The following is a 16,765-nucleotide window of genomic DNA, read 5'->3' as shown; positions in this document are numbered from 1 at the left end:
GGGGGCGGGGACCTCGCTGCCTACAGTCGGGAGATGCCGAGCCGCTGGACCGCCGCCGATCTCCCCTCCCAGGCGGGGCGGACGGTCGTCGTCACCGGCGCGAACAGTGGTCTGGGCCTGGTGACGGCGCGGGAGCTCGCCCGCGCCGGGGCCACCGTGGTGCTCGCCGTCCGGGACGAGTCCCGGGGGAAGGCGGCCGCCGCGACGATCGACGGCGACGTCACGGTGCGCCGGCTGGATCTTGCCGACCTCGACTCGGTGCGCGGGTTCGCGGCCGGCTGGACCGGCGACCTCGACGTCCTGGTCAACAACGCCGGGATCATGATGGTGCCCGCTGGGCTCACCGTCGACGGCTTCGAGCTGCAGTTCGGCACCAACCACCTGGGCCACTTCGCGCTGACCAACCTGCTGCTGCCGCACGTCACCGACCGGGTGGTCACCCTCTCCTCGAACCTGCACCGGTCGGGGATCGTCGACCTGGACGACCTGAACTGGCAGCGCCGTCCGTACTCGGCCAGCGGGGCCTACGCGCAGTCCAAGCTGGCCAACCTCCTGTTCACCCTGGATCTGCAGCGCCGGCTCACCGCATCGGGGTCGCGGGTGCGGGCGTTGGCTGCGCACCCCGGCTGGGCCGCCACGAACCTGCAGGGCCGGTCGGGCAGCCGGCTCGTCGACGGCGCCATGTTGCTGGGCAACCTGCTCCTCGCCCAGTCCGACGAGCGCGGCGCCCTGCCCACCCTGGCCGCCGCCACGCGGGACCTGCCCGGCGGCAGCTACCTCGGCCCGGACGGCTTCCAGGAGCTGCGCGGCCATCCGACGCTCGTGGGCCGCTCCGCTGCGGCCGGCGACCCGGAGCTCGCCCGCCGGCTGTGGGAGGAGTCGGCCCGGCTGACCGGCATCGACTTCCCAGCCACTCACTGAGATTTTCCCCCGCGCACGGTGTTTACCTCGCCGCACAGTAGAGGTAATCTGTAGTCGCCGCTAGAGGTTCCGCCTCGAGGGCACAGAACTCCAGAACTGCGCACCACGGAGGTTGCAGAACCATGCTGACCGCCTACGACCCGTTTTCCGGCGCTTCCGCCGCCTTCCGCGCCCTCGACCAGCTGACCGGCCGGCAGGGCGGGATGACCACCGCCCGCGCGCTGTCGGGCATGCCGATGGACGCCTACCGGGTCGGCGACAACTTCGTCGCCCACTTCGACCTGCCCGGCGTCGACCCCGGATCGATCGATCTCTCGGTCGAGGGCAACACGCTCACCGTCAGCGCCGAGCGCTCGGCACCCCAGCTGGAGAACGCCGAATGGGCCATCGCCGAGCGACCGTTCGGCAGCTACACCCGCCAGTTGGTCCTCGGTCGGAGTCTCGACACCGACCGGCTGGAGGCCAGCTACCACGACGGTGTGCTCACGCTGAGCATCCCGGTGGCAGAGAAGGCGCGCGCCCGCAAGATCACGGTGACCCGGGCCGACGCACCGGCATCGGTGGAACCGCGCACGATCGAGGGTGAGTCGTCGTCCGCCGAGACCCGCGCGGTCGAGAGCTGAGCGAGGCGATGCGGGGGCCGGCGGCCGCGCCGGCCCCCGCGCGCGCTCCAGGACGGGAGACGAGTCGATGACCAGCGATCCCATCGACCGGCTCGACGACCCCGACTTCCCCGCGCTCACGATGAGCCAGGCCGCGGAACTGCTCGGTGTGCAGCCGGCCTTCCTGCGCAGCCTCGACAGCTCCGGAGCGCTCGAACCGCACCGCTCCCCCGGCGGCCACCGCCGCTACTCGCGCCAGCAACTGGCCCTCGCCGCGCGGCTGCGCGGCCTCCTCGATGACGGACACCCCCTCGCGTCCGCCGAGGCGATCGTCGGCCTGCAGGACGAGCTCGCCTCCGCCCGCGCCGACGTCGACCGGTTGCGCCGGGACGCCGCCCACCCTGCCGCTCGCGACCATAAACCCTAGGGGGGTATAGTTCCCTCTCGTGGAGACACACGAGCAGTCGGGCGCGCACGAGCACCAGCACGGCTACATCCACCGCAAGGACGACTACCTCAAGCGGTTGCGGCGGATCGAGGGCCAGGCCCGCGGTCTGCAGCGGATGGTCGAGGACGAGAAGTACTGCATCGACATCCTCACCCAGGTCTCCGCCATGACCAAGGCGCTGCAGTCGGTCGCCCTCGGCCTGCTCGAGGAACACATGAGCCACTGCCTGGTCGAAGCCGCGGCGGTCGGTGGCCGCGAGGCCGAGGAGAAGGTGCGCGAGGCCTCCGAGGCCATCGCCCGCCTGGTCCGTTCCTGACCCGTCCGACCCCCTGAAGCCTCTGAGAGGACTCCCGTGAGCACCAGCACCTACACCGTCGTCGGCATGACCTGCGGCCACTGCGTGAACGCCGTGACCGAGGAGGTCTCCCAGGTCCCCGGCGTGACCGCCGTCGACGTCGACCTGGCCAGCGGCGGACTGACCGTCACCGCCGAGGCCGCGGTGGACGAGACCGCCGTCCGCGCCGCGGTCGAGGAGGCCGGCTACGAGGTGGCCGGCCGCTGAGGCCCGGCAGGCCATGAACACACCGATGAGGCTCGCCGTGTTCACCCTCGGGCTGGTCGCCGTCTTCGGCGCCGCCGTGGGCGTCGGCGCAGCCGTGGGCCCGGTCGGCGCGCAGCCGCCGGCCGCGCACACGGGCATGGCGGCCGGCCACGAGGACGGCGACCCGGGGACGGCGCTGGCCGTCGGGCTGGCCCTGTCGCAGGACGGCTACACCCTCGAGCTCGCCGACCGCTCCCTGCGGGCCGGCGCGGCGACGCCGGTCGCCTTCCGGATCCTGGGGCCCGACGGCCTGCCCGTCCGGGAGTACGTCCTGGACCACGAGGTCGACCTGCACCTGATCGCCGTCCGCCGAGACGTGTCCGGCTTCCAGCACGTCCACCCGGAACTGGGCATCGACGGCGTCTGGCGCGTGCCGCTGGCGCTCGGCCCCGGCAGCTGGCGGCTGATCGCCGACTTCGTGCCCGCCGACCTCGGGACAACGGTGACCCTGGGGGCCGACGTCGCCGTGGCCGGCGACTACGCGCCCGCACCGCTCCTGCCCGAGTCCCGCACTGCCGAGGTCGACGGCTACACCGTCGAGCTGACCGGCGCCCTCGACCCGGGGCACGCGTCGCAGCTGGCCCTGTCGATCAGCCGGGACGGGCAGCCGGTGACCGACCTGCAGCCCTACCTCGGCGCCTACGGACACCTCGTGGTGCTCCGCGACGGCGACCTCGCCTACCTGCACGCACACCCGGGCGACGGCACCCCTGGCCCCGACGTCCGCTTCGCCACCACCGTGCCGACCGCCGGTACCTACGCCCTGTTCCTGGACTTCCGGCACGGCTCGGTGGTCCGGACGGCGGCCTTCACCCTGACCGCGGAGGAGCACCCGTGAGCGCGCCCGCCAGCGTCGACCTGCTCATCGGCGGCATGACGTGCGCCTCGTGTGCGGCCCGCGTCGAGAAGAAGCTGAACCGGATGGACGGCGTCACCGCGACCGTCAACTACGCGACCGAGAAGGCGCACGTCACCTTCCCCGACGGCGTGACGACCGACGACCTGATCGCGACGGTGGAGAAGACCGGCTACTCCGCGGCCCTCCCCCAGCCGCCGCGGGCCGAGCCGCCCGCGGAGCCGGCCGACGACTCCGCACGCGCTCTCCGGGTGCGGCTGGTCGTGTCCGCCCTGCTGAGCGTGCCGGTGATCGCGCTGGCCATGGTGCCGGCCTGGCAGTTCGAGTACTGGCAGTGGCTCTCGCTGACGCTCGCCGCCCCGGTCGTCGTCTGGAGCGGGCTCCCGTTCCACCGGGCGGCCTGGACGAACCTGCGGCACGGCGCCGCCACGATGGACACCCTGATCTCCCTCGGCACGCTCGCGGCCTTCGGCTGGTCGCTGTACGCGCTGTTCTGGGGCACCGCCGGCGTGCCGGGCATGGTGCACGCCTTCGAGCTGACCATCGAGCGCACCGACGGCAGCGGCAACATCTACCTGGAGGCGGCCGCCGGGGTGACGACGTTCATCCTGGCCGGACGCTGGTTCGAAGCGCGGTCCAAGCGCCGGGCGGGGGCCGCACTCCGCGCCCTCCTGGAGCTGGGCGCCAAGGAGGTCTCGGTGCTCCGCGACGGCGTCGAGCACCGGGTGCCGGTCGAGGACCTCCGCGTCGGGGACCGGTTCGTCGTCCGCCCCGGCGAGAAGATCGCCGCCGACGGCGAGGTGACAGACGGCAGCTCGGCTGTCGACGCCTCCATGCTGACCGGCGAGTCGGTGCCGGTCGAGGTCGGGCGGGGCGACGCCGTGGCGGGCGCGACGATCAACGCCGGCGGCCGGCTGGTCGTCCGGGCCACGCGGCTGGGGGCCGACAGCCAGCTCGCCCAAATGGCGCGGCTGGTCGAGGAGGCGCAGAACGGCAAGGCCGAGGTGCAGCGCCTGGCCGACCGGATCTCCGGCATCTTCGTCCCGGTGGTCCTGGCGCTGGCGGCGGGCACGCTCGGGTTCTGGATCGGCACCGGCGAGGGCCTCCCCGCGGCGTTCACCGCGGCCGTCGCGGTGCTGATCATCGCCTGCCCCTGCGCCCTGGGGCTGGCCACGCCGACCGCGCTCATGGTCGGCACCGGCCGAGGTGCGCAGCTGGGCATCCTGATCAACGGGCCGGAGGTGCTGGAGAGCACCCGCCGGGTGGACACCATCGTCCTGGACAAGACCGGCACGGTCACCACCGGCCGGATGACGCTGCTGGACGTCGTCCCGGGCGACGGCGAGGACGCCGGACGGGTCCTCCGCCTGGCCGGCGCCCTGGAGACGGCCTCGGAGCACCCGATCGCCCAAGCCGTCGCCCGGGCGGCCGCCGAGCGGTGCGGCCCCCTGCCCGCCGTGAACGACTTCCGCAACCTCGAGGGCCTGGGCGTGCAGGGCGTCGTCGACGGCTCGGCAGCGGTCGTCGGCCGGCGGCGGCTGCTCGCCGACTGGTCGGTCCCGCTGCCCCCCGCGCTCGAGCGCGCCGCCGCGGCCGCCGAGGCGGCCGGACGGACGGCGATCGCCGTGGCCTGGGACGGCGCCGCCCGCGGCGTCCTGGTGGTGGCCGACGCGGTGAAGCCGACGTCCGCCGCGGCCATCCGGCAGTTCCGCGACCTCGGGCTCACCCCCATCCTGCTCACCGGCGACAACGAGACGGTGGCGCGCACGGTGGCCGCCGAGGTCGGCATCGAGACGGTCATCGCCGAGGTGCTGCCCCAGGACAAGGTCGACGTCGTCCGCCGGCTGCAGGACGAGGGCCGGACGGTGGCCATGGTGGGCGACGGCGTCAACGACGCGCCCGCGCTGGCCCAGGCCGACCTCGGGCTGGCGATGGGCACCGGCACCGACGTGGCGATCCAGGCGTCGGACCTCACGCTGGTCCGCGGCGACCTCCGGGCGGCGGCCGACGCGATCCGGCTCTCCCGCCGGACGCTGGCCACCATCAAGGGCAACCTCTTCTGGGCCTTCGGCTACAACGTGGCGGCCCTGCCGCTGGCTGCCGCCGGGCTGCTCAACCCGATGATCGCCGGCGCCGCGATGGCGTTCAGCTCTGTGTTCGTGGTGAGCAACAGCCTGCGCCTGCGCGGCTTCACGCCACTGGCGGAGAACGCCCGCGACCGACTGGATCCCGCGCAGTAGTGCTCTGCTCACACCGGCGGAGCAGAGCACAACTGTGCAGCGAGCACTACGTTCGCGGTGTGACCTCGGCATCCAGAGCGCGCCTACTCTCCCGGTCGATGGCCCTGGCAGGACTTGCCTCCGGCGTCGCCCTGCTGGCCCGGCCGCATCAGGCGGTCGACCGGATCGCGCCCGCGTTCCCGGCCGACCGCAGGTGGCTGGTGCGCGCGCTCGGCGCCCGGCTGGTCCTGCAGCACGGCGCGGTGCTCATCTCGCCGTCGCCCGCCCTGATCCGGACGAGCTCGGCGGTCGACCTGCTGCACGCCGCGTCGATGGTGCCGTTCGTCGCGTCGGCGCGGTACGGCCGCGCCGCCCGGGTGACCGGAGTGCTTGCCGCCGCCTACGCCGGGGCCGCGCTGGCCGCGGCGCCGTCAGACCGCGGGTAGCAGCAGCAGCGCGGTCGGCAGGAGCAGCAGCAGGGCGGCCGACAGCAAGGCCGCCCACCGGGCCACCGGCGGGAGCGGCCGCGGGGGTTCGAGCAGGCGCACGACGCGGGCCCCGACCGCGCTGTCGGCCACCGCCAGGGCGCCGTCCGGCACCTCCGCTCCCCCCGCGCCGCCGGCGGCCGCGACGATGGCGCGCGCCAGGGTGCGCCGCGACCCGGGGCCGGCCAGCGAGGTCAGCGCGACGTCGTCCGCCCGCATCTCCACCAGCTCCCGGACGGCGGCGTGCGCCCGCGCGGCCGCCGGCAGGACCGGGAGCGCCGCCTCCCAGGCCACGAACGGCAGCAGCAGCAGGTGGTGGCGCTCCTTCAGGTGCGCCCGCTCGTGCGCGACCACGGCCGCGAGCTGCTCGTCGTCCAGCTCGGCCACCATGCCCGACGAGAGCACGAGCAGCGGCCGCGCCCCGGGGATGCAGAAGGCGACAAGAGCCGGGTGCTGGAGAAGCCCGGCGTCGGGGATCGCCGCCGACGGCTGGACGACGAGCTCCAGCAGCGCGCGGTGCCGACGGCGGCTGCGGGTCGTGCGCACCCAGGAGAGCAGGAGGACGCCGACCAGCTCGAACGCCAGCACGCCGGCCAGCGTCAGGGTCACCCAGTGATCGCCCCGCACCGGATCGACCGCCCGGTGCCCGGCCAGCAGCGCCCACCCGGCCGGCAGCAGCGCATGGCCCCACGGCGCCAGCCCGTGCACCAGCAGGGCGCCGATTATCGCCAGCCCCCCGGCCAGCCCGATCGCCTGCCAGCAGACCAGCGCCACCAGCGGATCGCGGCGCGGCCAGCGGGCACCCGACAGCAGCGCCGGGACCGGCCACGCCAGCAGCACGGACAGGACGGCGAGGGACGCTGCGGTGGCGGGCAGCACGGAGGAGGTCAGCCGGCTGCGTCGTGGGCGGTGTCGGCGGCGGCGAGCAGCTGACGCAGCAGGCGTGCCTCGTCGGCGTCGACGCTGCCGACGAACCGGGCCAGCACGGCCTGCCGGTCGGCCGACTGCCCCAGCACCTCGTGCATGAGCTCGGCGGCGTGCTCCTCGCGGCTGGCTCGCGCGGTGAACCGGCGCGGCCGATCGTCGTCGTGGACGACGAAGCCCTTGTGCTCCAGGCGGGTGAGCACCGTGTGCACCGTGGTCAGCGCGACCCCGCGGTCGGCCAGCGCCTCGCGGAGGGCGGTCGCCGCGACCGGCCCGTGGGCCGCCCACAGCCGCTCCATGACGGCGCGCTCCAGCTCTCCGAGCGAGGCCACGAGCCCTCCTGTCGTCCGTCTCACACGACCTCTTCTACCTGTCGTAGAAAAATGTCTTCTACACAGCGTAGAAAGAACGTGTCGATCGTAGCTCGCCGAGGAAGGGGCCGGCCCGTGGACGTGCTGGACATCGCACGCTGGCAGTTCGGGATCACGACCGTCTACCACTTCCTGATGGTGCCGCTGACCATCGGCCTCGGGATCCTGGTCGCGGTCATGCACACGATGTGGGTGCGCACCGACAAGCCCGAGTGGCTGCGCATGACCCGCTTCTGGGGCCGCATCTACCTGATCAACTTCGTGCTCGGCGTGGCCACCGGCCTCGTGCAGGAGTTCCAGTTCGGGCTGGCCTGGAGCGAGTACTCGCGGTTCGTCGGCGACGTCTTCGGCTCACTGCTCGCGATGGAGGCGCTGCTCGCGTTCTTCCTCGAGTCGACGTTTCTGGGGCTGTGGATCTTCGGCTGGGGGCGGATCCCGAAGAAGGTCCACCTGGCCACGCTGTGGGCGGCGGTCATCGGCTCGGTCGTCAGCGCGTACTTCATCATCGCGGCCAACTCCTGGATGCAGCACCCCGTGGGTGTCGTCATGGACGGCGACAAGCCGCGGCTGGTGAGCATTGGCGCAGTACTGACGAACAACACGGCGCTCGCGGCCTTCAGCCACGCGATCGTCGCGGCCGTGATGGTGGCCGGCGCGCTGCTGGTCGGCATCGGCCTGTGGCACCTGCGCCGCAGGAAGCTGGCCGGACGGCCGACCACGGACGTCGACCACGCGGTGTGGCGCCGCTCGGTGCGGCTCGGCGGCTGGGTGTCGCTGGCCGCCTTCCTGCTGGTGGCGCTCACCGGCGACTGGCAGGGCAAGCTCATGTACCAGCAGCAGCCGCTGAAGATGAGCTCCGCCGAGGCGCTCTGCGAGACCGAGGCGCCGGCGTCCTTTTCGATCTTCGCCTGGAACAAGCTGGGCTCCAACGAGTGCGACGACGTCCACTCGATCACCGTCCCGGGGCTGCTGTCCTTCCTCGCGCACAACGACTTCTCCACCGCCGTGCCCGGCGTGAACGACCTCCAGGAGAAGTACTCGCAGGTCTACGGCGCCACCTACCCCGACGACCCGTCGCGGTTCGGCGACAAGGCCGGCGAGCCGATCGACTACCAGCCGGTGCTGGCGGTGACCTACTGGAGCTTCCGGTTGATGGTCGGCATGGGGGCGGTGTCGGCGGCGGTCGCCGCCTACGCGCTCTGGTCGACCCGGCGCGGGCGGGTGCCGACGTCGCGGATCGGCGTGTACGGATCGCTGCTCGCCGTCGGTGCGCCGTTCGTGGCCAACGCGACGGGCTGGATCTTCACCGAGATGGGGCGGCAGCCGTTCGTCGTCGTCCCCAATCCCGACGTGCCGGTCGGCCAGCAGATCTGGTTCTTCACCGCGCAGGCGGTCTCCCCCGGCGTCACCGCCGCCGAGGTCCTGACCTCGCTGATCGTGCTGACGGTGGTCTACGGCGCACTGGCGGTCGTCGAGCTGGGGCTCATCACCCGATTCGTGAGACGCGGCATCACGACCGGGGACGGGACGCCGACGCCGACCGGCACCCCCGACGCCCCCGACCGGGCCGACTCCCCCGCCGACGACGTCCTGTCCTTCGCCTACTGAGCCCCGGAGATACCGACATGGACCTGCAGACCCTGTGGTTCGCCGCCGTCGCCGTGCTGTGGACCGGCTTCCTGCTGCTCGAGGGCTTCGACTTCGGCGTCGCGGCGCTGCTGCCGGTGCTCGGCCGCCGCCCGGCCGACCGGCACCTGATGCTGCGCAGCATCGGCCCGCTGTGGGACGGCAACGAGGTCTGGCTGATCACCGCCGCCGGCGCGGTGTTCGCGGCCTTCCCGGGCTGGTACGCCACCTGGCTGCCCGCGCTCTACCTGCCGTTCGTGATCGTGCTGCTCGGGCTGATCGTGCGGGCGGTGGCCTTCGAGTGGCGGCACTCCTCGCACGACCCGCGCTGGGACGCGACCTGGACCCACGTCATCACCGGCGGCTCGCTGGTGGCCTCGCTCGGGATCGGAGCGGCACTGGGGGCGACCACCCTCGGCCTGCCGATCGACGGCGACGGCAACCGCGTGGGCGGGAGCTTCGCCGGCGTGGGCTGGCCCGCGGTGCTCGGCGCGGTGGCCGTCGTCGGGTTCGCCGTCGTCCACGGGGCACTGTTCCTGGCGTTGAAGACCGACGGCGACGTCCGGCTGCGGGCGCGGGCGCTGGCCCTGCGGTGGTCGCCGGTCGCGGCGGTGCCGCTGCTCGCGTGGGCCGGGATCGTGCACCTGCGCTACGGGACGCCGGCCACCGCGGTGCTGTGGCTGGTCGCGGCGCTGGCCGTCGTCGGCACCTGGTCGCGGATCCGGGTGGACCGCGAGGGGCAGGCGTTCGCCGGCTGGGCCGTCATGCTGGTCGCCTCGGCCGCCACCATCTTCGGTGCCGCCTACCCGGTCGTCGTCCCCTCGACGATCAGCAGCGCGTTCGACGTGACCGTCACCGACGCCTCGGTCAGCGACTACACGCTGACGGTGATGACCTGGGTGGCCGGCGTGGGGCTGCCGGTGGTGCTGGCCTACCAGGCGTGGACGTACTGGGTGTTCCGGAAGCGGCTGACCGCCGAACCGGTGCACTCGTGACCGAACGGGGCCCGCTGGGCGCGCTGGCCGGGGTGCCCGGCCTGCGGGCCGCCCTGGTGCGGGCAGCGTTGGCGGCGCTGGTGCAGACCGCCGGGGTGGTCCTGCTGTCGGCGGGCCTCGCCCATGCGGTCGCCCGGGCTGCCGGCTTCGCGGCCGGTTCGCCCACCACTCCCCTGGTGGTCGCCGCGGCCGGGGTCGCACTGCGGGCCGTCGCCGGGACGGCGGGCGAGGTGCTCGCCGCGCGCGACGCCCACCGCGCCGAGGACGTCCTGCGGCGTGCGCTCCTGCACCGGCTGGCCGCGTCCCCCGCCGCGGTGGAGGCGGCCGGCGGCTCGGGCCCGGCCGCGGTGCTCGCGACCACCCGGCTGCACGACCTGGGGCCGGGGCTGGCGACCTACCTGCCGGCGCTGGCGCAGACGCTCGTCGTCCCGCCGGTTCTGCTGCTCGCCCTGGCCCGGACCGACCTGCTGTCGGCCGGGCTGGTAGCCATCACCCTCCCGCTGGTGCCGGTGTTCATGGTGCTGGTCGGGCGGTACACGCAGTCGGCGACCGCGGACTCGGCCCGGGCGCTGGACCGGATCGCCGCGCACGTGACGGAGCTGGTGCGCGGGCTGCCGGTGCTGGTCGGCCTGGGCCGGGCGGCCGAGCAGACCGCTGCGCTGGCCCGGCTCGGCGAGGCGCACCGCACCCGGACGCTGGCCACACTGCGGATCGCCTTCCTGTCCGCGCTGGTCCTGGAGCTGATCGCGACCCTGTCGGTGGCGCTCGTGGCGGTGACCGTCGGCGTGCGGCTCGTGGAGGGGCACGTCGGTCTCGCCGTGGGCCTCACCGCACTGCTGCTCGCACCGGAGGCCTTCGCGCCGCTGCGGGCCCTGGGCTCGGCGCACCACGCCTCCGAGGACGCCGCGCTCGCGGCCGCCGAGGCCCGGGCGGTGCTCGCCGCTGCCGTTCCCGCCGCCCCGGCCGACGCCGCGGAGGACGACCCGCGGGGCGCGGACGTCGCCGTCACCGGGCTGACCGTGCGGTACCCGGGCCGCGCCGCGCCCGCGCTGCCGCCCGTCGACCTCGCCGTCCGGCCCGGCGAACTGGTGGCCCTGCGGGGTGCCAGCGGATCGGGCAAGTCGACGCTGCTCGCCGTGCTGGCCGGGCTGACGTCGCCGGACGCCGTCGTGGGCGGGGTGGTGACCGGCGTCCCGGCCGGCGCGGTCGCCTCCGTGTCGCAGTTCCCGCGGACGACGGGCGCGACGGTGGCCGACGAGCTGCGCCGGCACGCCGACTCGGAGCCGGGGGCCGACGCCGTCGTCGGGGAGGCGTTCGTCGTCGAGGCGCTGACCCGCGTGGACGGCACCGCGCTCGCCGGGCGGACCCCGGAGAGCCTCTCCCCCGGCGAGCTGCAGCGGGTGGCACTCGCCCGGGCGCTCGTCCGGATCCGACGCGGCGCCCGGCTGCTGCTGCTGGACGAGCCGACCGCCCACCTGGACGACGACGCCCGCGCGCTGGTCGCCGAGGTGCTGCTGACCCTGCGCGGCACCGTGACGATCCTGCTGGTCACGCATGACCCCCTGCTGGCCGCCCTCGCCGACCGCACCCTCGACCTCCCCGCCCCCACACCGGGGACTTTCTGTACAGAAAGTTCCCGGAGCCGAGGGCCTTTCGGTACAGAAAGTCCCGTCGGGGTGGAGGTCGAGGGGACGGCTCCGGTGCGGGGCGCACTGGCGAAGGCGGTGCTGGCCGGCTCGCTCTCGTCGGGCTCCGGCATCGCGCTGACCGCCGTCTCGGGGTGGTTGATCGTGCGGGCCGCGGAGATGCCGCCGGTGCTCACCCTGCTGGTCGCGATCGTCGGCGTGCGGTTCTTCGGTCTGGGCCGCGCGCTGCTCCGCTGGGCCGAGCGACTGACCGCCCATGACGCCGCGCTGCGCCTCGCTGCGGCCACCCGGGTGCGGCTCTGGACGGCGCTGGCCCGGCAGGGGCTGGCGGCGGACCGCACCCCCGGTTCCGCGCTCGCCCGCGTCGTCGGGGACGTCGGGATCGTGCAGGACCTCACCGTGCGGGTGCGGCCGCCGATGCTGGTCGCCGCCTCGGTCACTCTCGGCACGGTGGCGGCGCTCGCGCTGGTCGACCCCCGTGCGGCCACCGCGGTCGGACTGGTGCTGGCGGCGACGGTCGCGCTGGTCCTGCTCGTGCACCGCCGGGTCGACGCGGGCGCGGCCCGACAGGAATCGGCGCTGCGGGTCGCGGCGCTGCGGGAGACGACGACGCTGCTCGAGGGCGTGCCCGACCTCCGCGCGCACGGCCTGGCCGACCGCGCCGCCGCCGACCTCGACGCCCTGGCCGACCGCCAGGCCGGTTCGGCGAGCATCCAGTCGCGGGCGGCCGCCCTGGGCGGCGGCCTGGTCGTGCTCGGCACGGGCCTGGCGGCGGTACTGGCCACCGCCGTCGGCAGCAGCCAGGGCCTGGCCGGCCCGGCGCTGGCCGTCCTCGCCCTGGCGCCGCTCGCGCTGCCCGAGCCGCTCACCGGCCTGGTCGCTGCGCTGCAGCGGCGCGGTGCACTCGCCGACGCGCAGAGCCGCCTGGACGCCGTCCTCCAGGCACCCGTCGCCGCCGACCCGGCGCAGCCGCGACCCGTGCCGGTGCCGGTCAGGCAGCTGGCCGTCGACGACCTCACCGCCGGCTGGCCGGGCGGTCCCGACGTGCTGCGCGGCCTGTCGGCGCGCACGGAACCCGGCACGGGCTGGCTCGTCGTCCGCGGCCCGTCGGGCGCGGGGAAGTCGACACTGCTCGCCGTCCTCATGGCCTCCCTGCGTCCGCGCGACGGCAGCTACACGGTCGACGCCGTCCCGGCCGACCAGCTCACCGGCGACGACCTGCGCGGCCGGATGGCGTGGCTGCCCCAGGAGGCGCACGTGTTCGCCTCGACGATCCGCGCCAACCTGGCGCTGGCCGGTGCGCGCGGGGAGATCCCGGAGGACCGGATGCACCGCGCCCTGCAGGCCGCCGGACTGGGCAGCCTGGTCGACTCCCTGCCCGACGGCCTGGACACCGGGGTCGGCGCGCGCGGCACCTCGCTGTCCGGCGGGGAGCGACGGCGCCTGGCGGCGGCTCGCGCACTGCTCGCAGAGCGGGACGTCGTCCTGCTCGACGAGCCGACCGCCCACCTGGACGCGCCGACCGCCACCGCCCTCGTCCGCGACCTCCGCGCCGCCCTGGCGGGGCGTGTGGTGGTCTGCGTGACCCACGACGACCTCGAGCAGGCCGGTGACACCGTGCTGCGGCTGACCGCGGGGGAACCCGTGCGCGCGGACGGCTGAATCGTCGTACCGGTCGGGCAGGGTGGCCCGCATGGACGCACCCTTCACCGGATCGGTCTTCCTCGGCATGAGCGTCGACGGGTTCATCGCCCGACTCGACGACGACCTCTCGTTCCTGACCGGCGGCAGCGACAGCGCCGCCCCGGACGACGGCGAGGGCGGTGACTTCGGCTTCGGCGAGTTCGTCGCCGGCATCGACGCCCTGGTGATGGGGCGGGGCACCTACAGGGTCATCGAATCGGTCGCCGAGTGGCCGTACCAGGGGAAACCCGTGCACGTCATCAGCACGACGCTCGAGCCGGGCGCGGATTCGCGGATCACCGTGCACCGGTCGTTCGAGGAAGCAGTGACGGCGCTCGGCGATGCCGGCTACCGCCGGGTGTACGTCGACGGTGGGCGCACCGTCCACCAGTTCTTGCGCGCCGGGCTGATCGCCGACCTGACGCTGTCGCGGGTGCCGGTGCTCATCGGCACCGGGCACACGCCGTTCGGCGAACTGGCGGCCGACATCCCGCTCGAGCACGTGCGCACGCACACCTTCACGGGCGGGATGGTCCAGACGACCTATCGCGTGGTCCGGCCCCGTTAGTCCTCGATGACGTCGAGGCCCTGCTCACGCAGCCGCGCCAGGGAGTCGAGCATGCCCTTCAGCACGTCCGGGTCGTGACCGGTCCAGTCCTCGACCTCGCCGACGACACGCAGCGGGGAGCGAGTGCGGTACGACTGCGTGACGTTGCCGGGGAACCGCTTGTTCGTGACGTTCGGGTCGTCCTCGAAGGGGCCGAGGGGCTCCACGACGTAGACGTGTCCCCGCTCCCCGTCGCCCGCCAGCGCGGTGGCCAATTCGGCTCCCCAGACCGCGGTGTCGACGAGCGCGGAGAAGTAGATGTTGTTCGACACCCGCCCCGCCTGGAAGTTGGAGCCGAAGCCGGGGATGAGCTCGTCGCCGACGGCGAGCGCGGACTTCGTCCCGTGGAAGAACGGGCCCTCGACGTGCGCGCAGCACTCGTAGGTCACCGGGACGTAGGTGTCGTCGTCCTCGCCCATCGTCGTCAGTCGGCGAGCGGGATCGACAGGTCGACGCTGACCGGGATCTCCGGCCCGAGTCGCGCACCCTGGAGCAGCTCGAGGTCGTCGCCGGACCAGAAGCTGCCCGGGTCGTAGGCGTTGAGCGGCCGGTCGCCGGGCAGCAGCCCCATGGCGGTGTAGGTGGCCGCGACCAGCTCGGCGCAGAACACGGTCTCGGCCGCGGTGCTGCGGCGAAGCCGGCCGTTGACCCAGCCGCGCACCAGGCCGCGGGTGGTCGGGAACGGCTTGCCGTCCAGCCGCGCGATCGTGCGCAGGACGGCGTCCTCCATCGGCTCGGTGACCCCGCCGTCCTCGGCCGGCCCGACCAGCTGGCGCAGCCACGCGTTCTGCCCGTACCGGCGGCGCCAAGTGAGGACGGCATCGCGCAGGTCGTGCAGCTGGACGCCGCGCTGGTGCTCGCCGGTCCATGCGTCGGGCAGCGACTTGCCGAGCTCGGCGTGCCAGAGCAGCGGCGGCATGTCCTCCAGCACGACGGCCATGCCCACGTGGTTGACCGGGGCGTTGGTCAGCGCGCGGATCACGTGATCGGCGAGTGAGGGCCCGCGGAAGACCCACACGTCGCCGGTGCGTGTGAGTTCGACTGCCTTCTCGAGTGCGAGCTGGGCCACGCGGGCTAGGTTACGGATCGTGCGCCTCTGGAAGCTCCTCGGACTGGCCGGCCTCACCGGCGTGGCGGCGACGGGGGTGGTGCTGGCCCGCAACGAGCGGCAGCGCCGCGCCTACACGCCGGACGACGTCCGCACGCGGCTGCACGAACGGCACGCCGGTCTCGCCGAGGTCCCGCCGCCCGCCACGCCCGCCTCGCCCGCCTCGCCCGCCGAGCTCACCGCCGGCCGGACCCACCGCCTGGCGCGCCTGCTCCGCCGTTAGACCGAGACGGGACGGCGGCGACGGACCAGAGCCAGCACCGCGCCGACCGTGACGAGTAGTCCGCCGATGAGGCCGAGGGCGTCCGCGGCGATGGTCGCCCCGTCGCTCTTGCCGTCTCCGATGCCGGCGATCAGGTAGCCGGTCTGCTCCGCGACCACCAGCACCCCGAGGACGACCGAGGCGACGAACGCAGGCGTGCTGGGACGCAGGGCGACCCAGGCACCGGCCGCGAGGCCGGCGACGACGAAGAGTGCGCCGCCCGCGTCCCGCGCGAGCAGCACGAGGACCCCCAGCACGACCACCATGCCCCAGCCCACCAGGACCATGGTTGCCGGACGGAACGTACGAGCCATGACGGTCTCCCTCTCGGTAGCTGATGACCCGGGAGAATAGGAAGCTACCTTCCCAAGGTCAAGGCATCGAGCGCTGCCGCCACCCTCTGGCCAGTCGCGCCGCGCAGGCCAGCACCGCCCAGGCGACGACGCAGACGCCGAACGCCCCCCACGCCGCGGCCGAGACGCGGCTCCCCCACCCGGGGACGAAGCGCCAGAGCGCCGCCACCGCCCAGGCCACACACGCCGCTACACCGGCCAGCCGGCGGACGCGCGCCAGGATCGGCCCCCCGCTCCCGAGCAGCGGGCGGCGATCGGCGAGCCGGCGGACCAGGCCGGTGAAGGCCATGGTCACGACCGCGGCCGCCAGCAGCGCGACCGCCCCGTGCACGATCGCGGCGAGCCTCGACGTGCTCGTCGCCGTCCGCCGAACCAGGTCGCCGACCGCGATGAACGGCACGGACAGGACCGTGAGCGCCCCGATCAGGGCGACCGGGTGGGCCAGGTGCCACGCGGCCCGGCCCGGCGAGAACTCGACGGAGAGCCGCCAGGCGAGGTCGGCCGGCATCCCGCGCAGCAGCCGGCTCACGACCCGCCCCGAGCCCTCCGGCCCCGTGGCGCGCAGTTCATCGGCGACGTCCGCCGCCACCTCCGCGCGCCGGTCGGCGGCCTGCGAGGCGGGAGCCGCGGCGGTGTAGACGGCGACCCACCGGCGGGCCCACCGCGCACCCCACGGCTCGGGGGTCACGCCGGCGCCTGTCCCAGCTCGGGCCGGACCACCGCGGACGGCGCCTCCGTCAGCGCCCGTCGCCCCTCCGCCGTCACCTGGTAGACCCGCCGGCGGGGCCGCCCCTCGTGGGCAGCGGCCGCCGCGTCCTCCCAGTCGGCGACGAGGAGGCCGGCCTTCCGCATCCGGTCCAGCGCCTTGTACAGAGTTCCGTGCGCAACCAGCCGGGACGATCCACCGCGATCGGCCAGCTCCTGGGCGAGCGAGAACCCGTACACGCCGTCCGCTCCCCGCTCCACGGCGATCTCCAGCACCTGCCGTTCCAGCGGCAGCAGCGTCCCGGGGCGCCTGAACACGGGGCCACCCTACGGCCGGGTGGGCGTGCCCGGAT

At 74.4% G+C, this 16,765-nt stretch carries 20 protein-coding genes; 13 read left to right on the top strand and 7 right to left on the bottom strand.

Annotation, left to right across the window (positions count from 1 at the left end; genetic code table 11):
* The first annotated feature begins 33 nt into the window (after positions 1–33).
* The 8 genes from AC2H4J_RS18325 (at position 34) to AC2H4J_RS18290 (ending at position 6,093) form a co-directional block, all read left to right on the top strand.
* Complete coding sequence (locus tag AC2H4J_RS18325) at positions 34–921, top strand: oxidoreductase (RefSeq protein ID WP_487466327.1); 888 nt, start codon at positions 34–36, stop codon at positions 919–921.
* Between the two features lie 122 nt (positions 922–1,043).
* A complete protein-coding gene (locus tag AC2H4J_RS18320) occupies positions 1,044–1,544 on the top strand; it encodes an Hsp20/alpha crystallin family protein (protein ID WP_487466326.1) in 501 nt (166 codons plus the stop codon).
* 67 nt (positions 1,545–1,611) lie between these two features.
* Positions 1,612–1,950 (top strand): MerR family transcriptional regulator, encoded by a 339-nt coding sequence (locus AC2H4J_RS18315; RefSeq protein WP_487466325.1) that lies wholly within the window; start codon positions 1,612–1,614, stop codon positions 1,948–1,950.
* 19 nt (positions 1,951–1,969) lie between these two features.
* Complete coding sequence (locus AC2H4J_RS18310; RefSeq protein WP_487466324.1) at positions 1,970–2,287, top strand: metal-sensitive transcriptional regulator; 318 nt, start codon at positions 1,970–1,972, stop codon at positions 2,285–2,287.
* A gap of 36 nt (positions 2,288–2,323) precedes the next feature.
* On the top strand, positions 2,324–2,533 hold the full coding sequence (locus tag AC2H4J_RS18305; protein ID WP_487466323.1) for a heavy-metal-associated domain-containing protein: 210 nt from the start codon (positions 2,324–2,326) through the stop codon (positions 2,531–2,533).
* A 25-nt stretch (positions 2,534–2,558) separates the two neighbouring features.
* Positions 2,559–3,410, top strand: a complete 852-nt coding sequence (locus AC2H4J_RS18300; RefSeq protein WP_487466322.1) for a hypothetical protein — start codon at positions 2,559–2,561, stop codon at positions 3,408–3,410.
* Positions 3,407–5,668: a heavy metal translocating P-type ATPase gene (locus AC2H4J_RS18295; protein WP_487466321.1), complete on the top strand. Its 2,262-nt coding sequence runs from the start codon at positions 3,407–3,409 to the stop codon at positions 5,666–5,668. The genes AC2H4J_RS18300 and AC2H4J_RS18295 overlap by 4 nt, the downstream gene beginning before the upstream one ends.
* Positions 5,669–5,766: 98 nt before the next feature.
* A complete protein-coding gene (locus AC2H4J_RS18290) occupies positions 5,767–6,093 on the top strand; it encodes a hypothetical protein (RefSeq protein WP_487466320.1) in 327 nt (108 codons plus the stop codon).
* Here the strand turns inward: AC2H4J_RS18290 and AC2H4J_RS18285 are convergent.
* Positions 6,079–7,011, bottom strand: coding sequence for a M56 family metallopeptidase (locus AC2H4J_RS18285; protein WP_487466319.1), 933 nt, complete (start codon positions 7,009–7,011; stop codon positions 6,079–6,081). The two genes, AC2H4J_RS18290 and AC2H4J_RS18285, sit on opposite strands and share 15 nt — an antisense overlap.
* A gap of 8 nt (positions 7,012–7,019) precedes the next feature.
* Complete coding sequence (locus tag AC2H4J_RS18280; RefSeq protein ID WP_487466318.1) at positions 7,020–7,388, bottom strand: BlaI/MecI/CopY family transcriptional regulator; 369 nt, start codon at positions 7,386–7,388, stop codon at positions 7,020–7,022.
* Positions 7,389–7,502: 114 nt separating this feature from the next.
* Between AC2H4J_RS18280 and AC2H4J_RS18275 the strand changes: the two genes are divergently transcribed.
* Genes AC2H4J_RS18275 through AC2H4J_RS18260 form a run of 4 tightly spaced genes read left to right on the top strand, consistent with a single transcriptional unit; the run spans position 7,503 to position 13,945 of the window.
* Positions 7,503–9,035 carry a cytochrome ubiquinol oxidase subunit I gene (locus AC2H4J_RS18275; protein WP_487466317.1) on the top strand — a complete coding sequence of 511 codons (1,533 nt, stop codon included), beginning with the start codon at positions 7,503–7,505 and terminating at the stop codon, positions 9,033–9,035.
* A 17-nt stretch (positions 9,036–9,052) separates the two neighbouring features.
* The gene (cydB, locus tag AC2H4J_RS18270; RefSeq protein ID WP_487466316.1) at positions 9,053–10,048 is read left to right on the top strand and encodes a cytochrome d ubiquinol oxidase subunit II; all 996 of its coding nucleotides are present in this window, start codon (positions 9,053–9,055) and stop codon (positions 10,046–10,048) included.
* The gene (cydC, locus tag AC2H4J_RS18265; protein ID WP_487466315.1) at positions 10,045–13,356 is read left to right on the top strand and encodes a thiol reductant ABC exporter subunit CydC; all 3,312 of its coding nucleotides are present in this window, start codon (positions 10,045–10,047) and stop codon (positions 13,354–13,356) included. Before cydB ends, cydC begins: the two co-directional genes overlap by 4 nt.
* Positions 13,357–13,387: 31 nt before the next feature.
* Positions 13,388–13,945: a dihydrofolate reductase family protein gene (locus AC2H4J_RS18260; RefSeq protein ID WP_487466314.1), complete on the top strand. Its 558-nt coding sequence runs from the start codon at positions 13,388–13,390 to the stop codon at positions 13,943–13,945.
* On the opposite strand, the gene arr is transcribed toward AC2H4J_RS18260, so the two are convergent.
* Both arr and AC2H4J_RS18250 read right to left on the bottom strand, forming a co-directional pair.
* The gene (gene arr / locus AC2H4J_RS18255; RefSeq protein ID WP_487466313.1) at positions 13,942–14,403 is read right to left on the bottom strand and encodes an NAD(+)--rifampin ADP-ribosyltransferase; all 462 of its coding nucleotides are present in this window, start codon (positions 14,401–14,403) and stop codon (positions 13,942–13,944) included. The genes AC2H4J_RS18260 and arr overlap by 4 nt on opposite strands.
* Before the next feature lie 5 nt (positions 14,404–14,408).
* Complete coding sequence (locus AC2H4J_RS18250; RefSeq protein WP_487466312.1) at positions 14,409–15,053, bottom strand: hypothetical protein; 645 nt, start codon at positions 15,051–15,053, stop codon at positions 14,409–14,411.
* A gap of 19 nt (positions 15,054–15,072) precedes the next feature.
* On the opposite strand from AC2H4J_RS18250, the gene AC2H4J_RS18245 reads away from it, so the two are divergent.
* Positions 15,073–15,315, top strand: a complete 243-nt coding sequence (locus tag AC2H4J_RS18245; protein ID WP_487466311.1) for a hypothetical protein — start codon at positions 15,073–15,075, stop codon at positions 15,313–15,315.
* On the opposite strand, the gene AC2H4J_RS18240 is transcribed toward AC2H4J_RS18245, so the two are convergent.
* Genes AC2H4J_RS18240 through AC2H4J_RS18230 form a run of 3 tightly spaced genes read right to left on the bottom strand, consistent with a single transcriptional unit; the run spans position 15,312 to position 16,730 of the window.
* Positions 15,312–15,668 carry a hypothetical protein gene (locus tag AC2H4J_RS18240; RefSeq protein ID WP_487466310.1) on the bottom strand — a complete coding sequence of 119 codons (357 nt, stop codon included), beginning with the start codon at positions 15,666–15,668 and terminating at the stop codon, positions 15,312–15,314. The two genes, AC2H4J_RS18245 and AC2H4J_RS18240, sit on opposite strands and share 4 nt — an antisense overlap.
* Positions 15,669–15,726: 58 nt before the next feature.
* Complete coding sequence (locus AC2H4J_RS18235; RefSeq protein ID WP_487466309.1) at positions 15,727–16,395, bottom strand: hypothetical protein; 669 nt, start codon at positions 16,393–16,395, stop codon at positions 15,727–15,729.
* Complete coding sequence (locus AC2H4J_RS18230; RefSeq protein ID WP_487466308.1) at positions 16,392–16,730, bottom strand: PadR family transcriptional regulator; 339 nt, start codon at positions 16,728–16,730, stop codon at positions 16,392–16,394. The genes AC2H4J_RS18235 and AC2H4J_RS18230 overlap by 4 nt, the downstream gene beginning before the upstream one ends.
* Between the last annotated feature and the right edge of the window lie 35 nt (positions 16,731–16,765).

Source organism: Blastococcus sp. OS1-29 (assembly GCF_057628075.1).
The sequence above is the reverse complement of the archived record's forward strand: the minus strand, read 5'-3'. Positions and strand labels throughout refer to the sequence as shown.

What these genes read in the sequence shown, in the direction of transcription:
- AC2H4J_RS18315 (WP_487466325.1), top strand. Translation starts at nt 1,612, where the DNA reads ATGACCAGCGATCCCATCGACCGGCTCGACGACCCCGACTTCCCCGCG.
- AC2H4J_RS18240 (WP_487466310.1), bottom strand. Translation starts at nt 15,668, where the DNA reads ATGGCTCGTACGTTCCGTCCGGCAACCATGGTCCTGGTGGGCTGGGGC.
- AC2H4J_RS18320 (WP_487466326.1), top strand. Translation starts at nt 1,044, where the DNA reads ATGCTGACCGCCTACGACCCGTTTTCCGGCGCTTCCGCCGCCTTCCGC.
- AC2H4J_RS18290 (WP_487466320.1), top strand. Translation starts at nt 5,767, where the DNA reads ATGGCCCTGGCAGGACTTGCCTCCGGCGTCGCCCTGCTGGCCCGGCCG.
- AC2H4J_RS18260 (WP_487466314.1), top strand. Translation starts at nt 13,388, where the DNA reads ATGGACGCACCCTTCACCGGATCGGTCTTCCTCGGCATGAGCGTCGAC.
- cydB (WP_487466316.1), top strand. Translation starts at nt 9,053, where the DNA reads ATGGACCTGCAGACCCTGTGGTTCGCCGCCGTCGCCGTGCTGTGGACC.
- AC2H4J_RS18325 (WP_487466327.1), top strand. Translation starts at nt 34, where the DNA reads ATGCCGAGCCGCTGGACCGCCGCCGATCTCCCCTCCCAGGCGGGGCGG.
- arr (WP_487466313.1), bottom strand. Translation starts at nt 14,403, where the DNA reads ATGGGCGAGGACGACGACACCTACGTCCCGGTGACCTACGAGTGCTGC.
- AC2H4J_RS18300 (WP_487466322.1), top strand. Translation starts at nt 2,559, where the DNA reads ATGAGGCTCGCCGTGTTCACCCTCGGGCTGGTCGCCGTCTTCGGCGCC.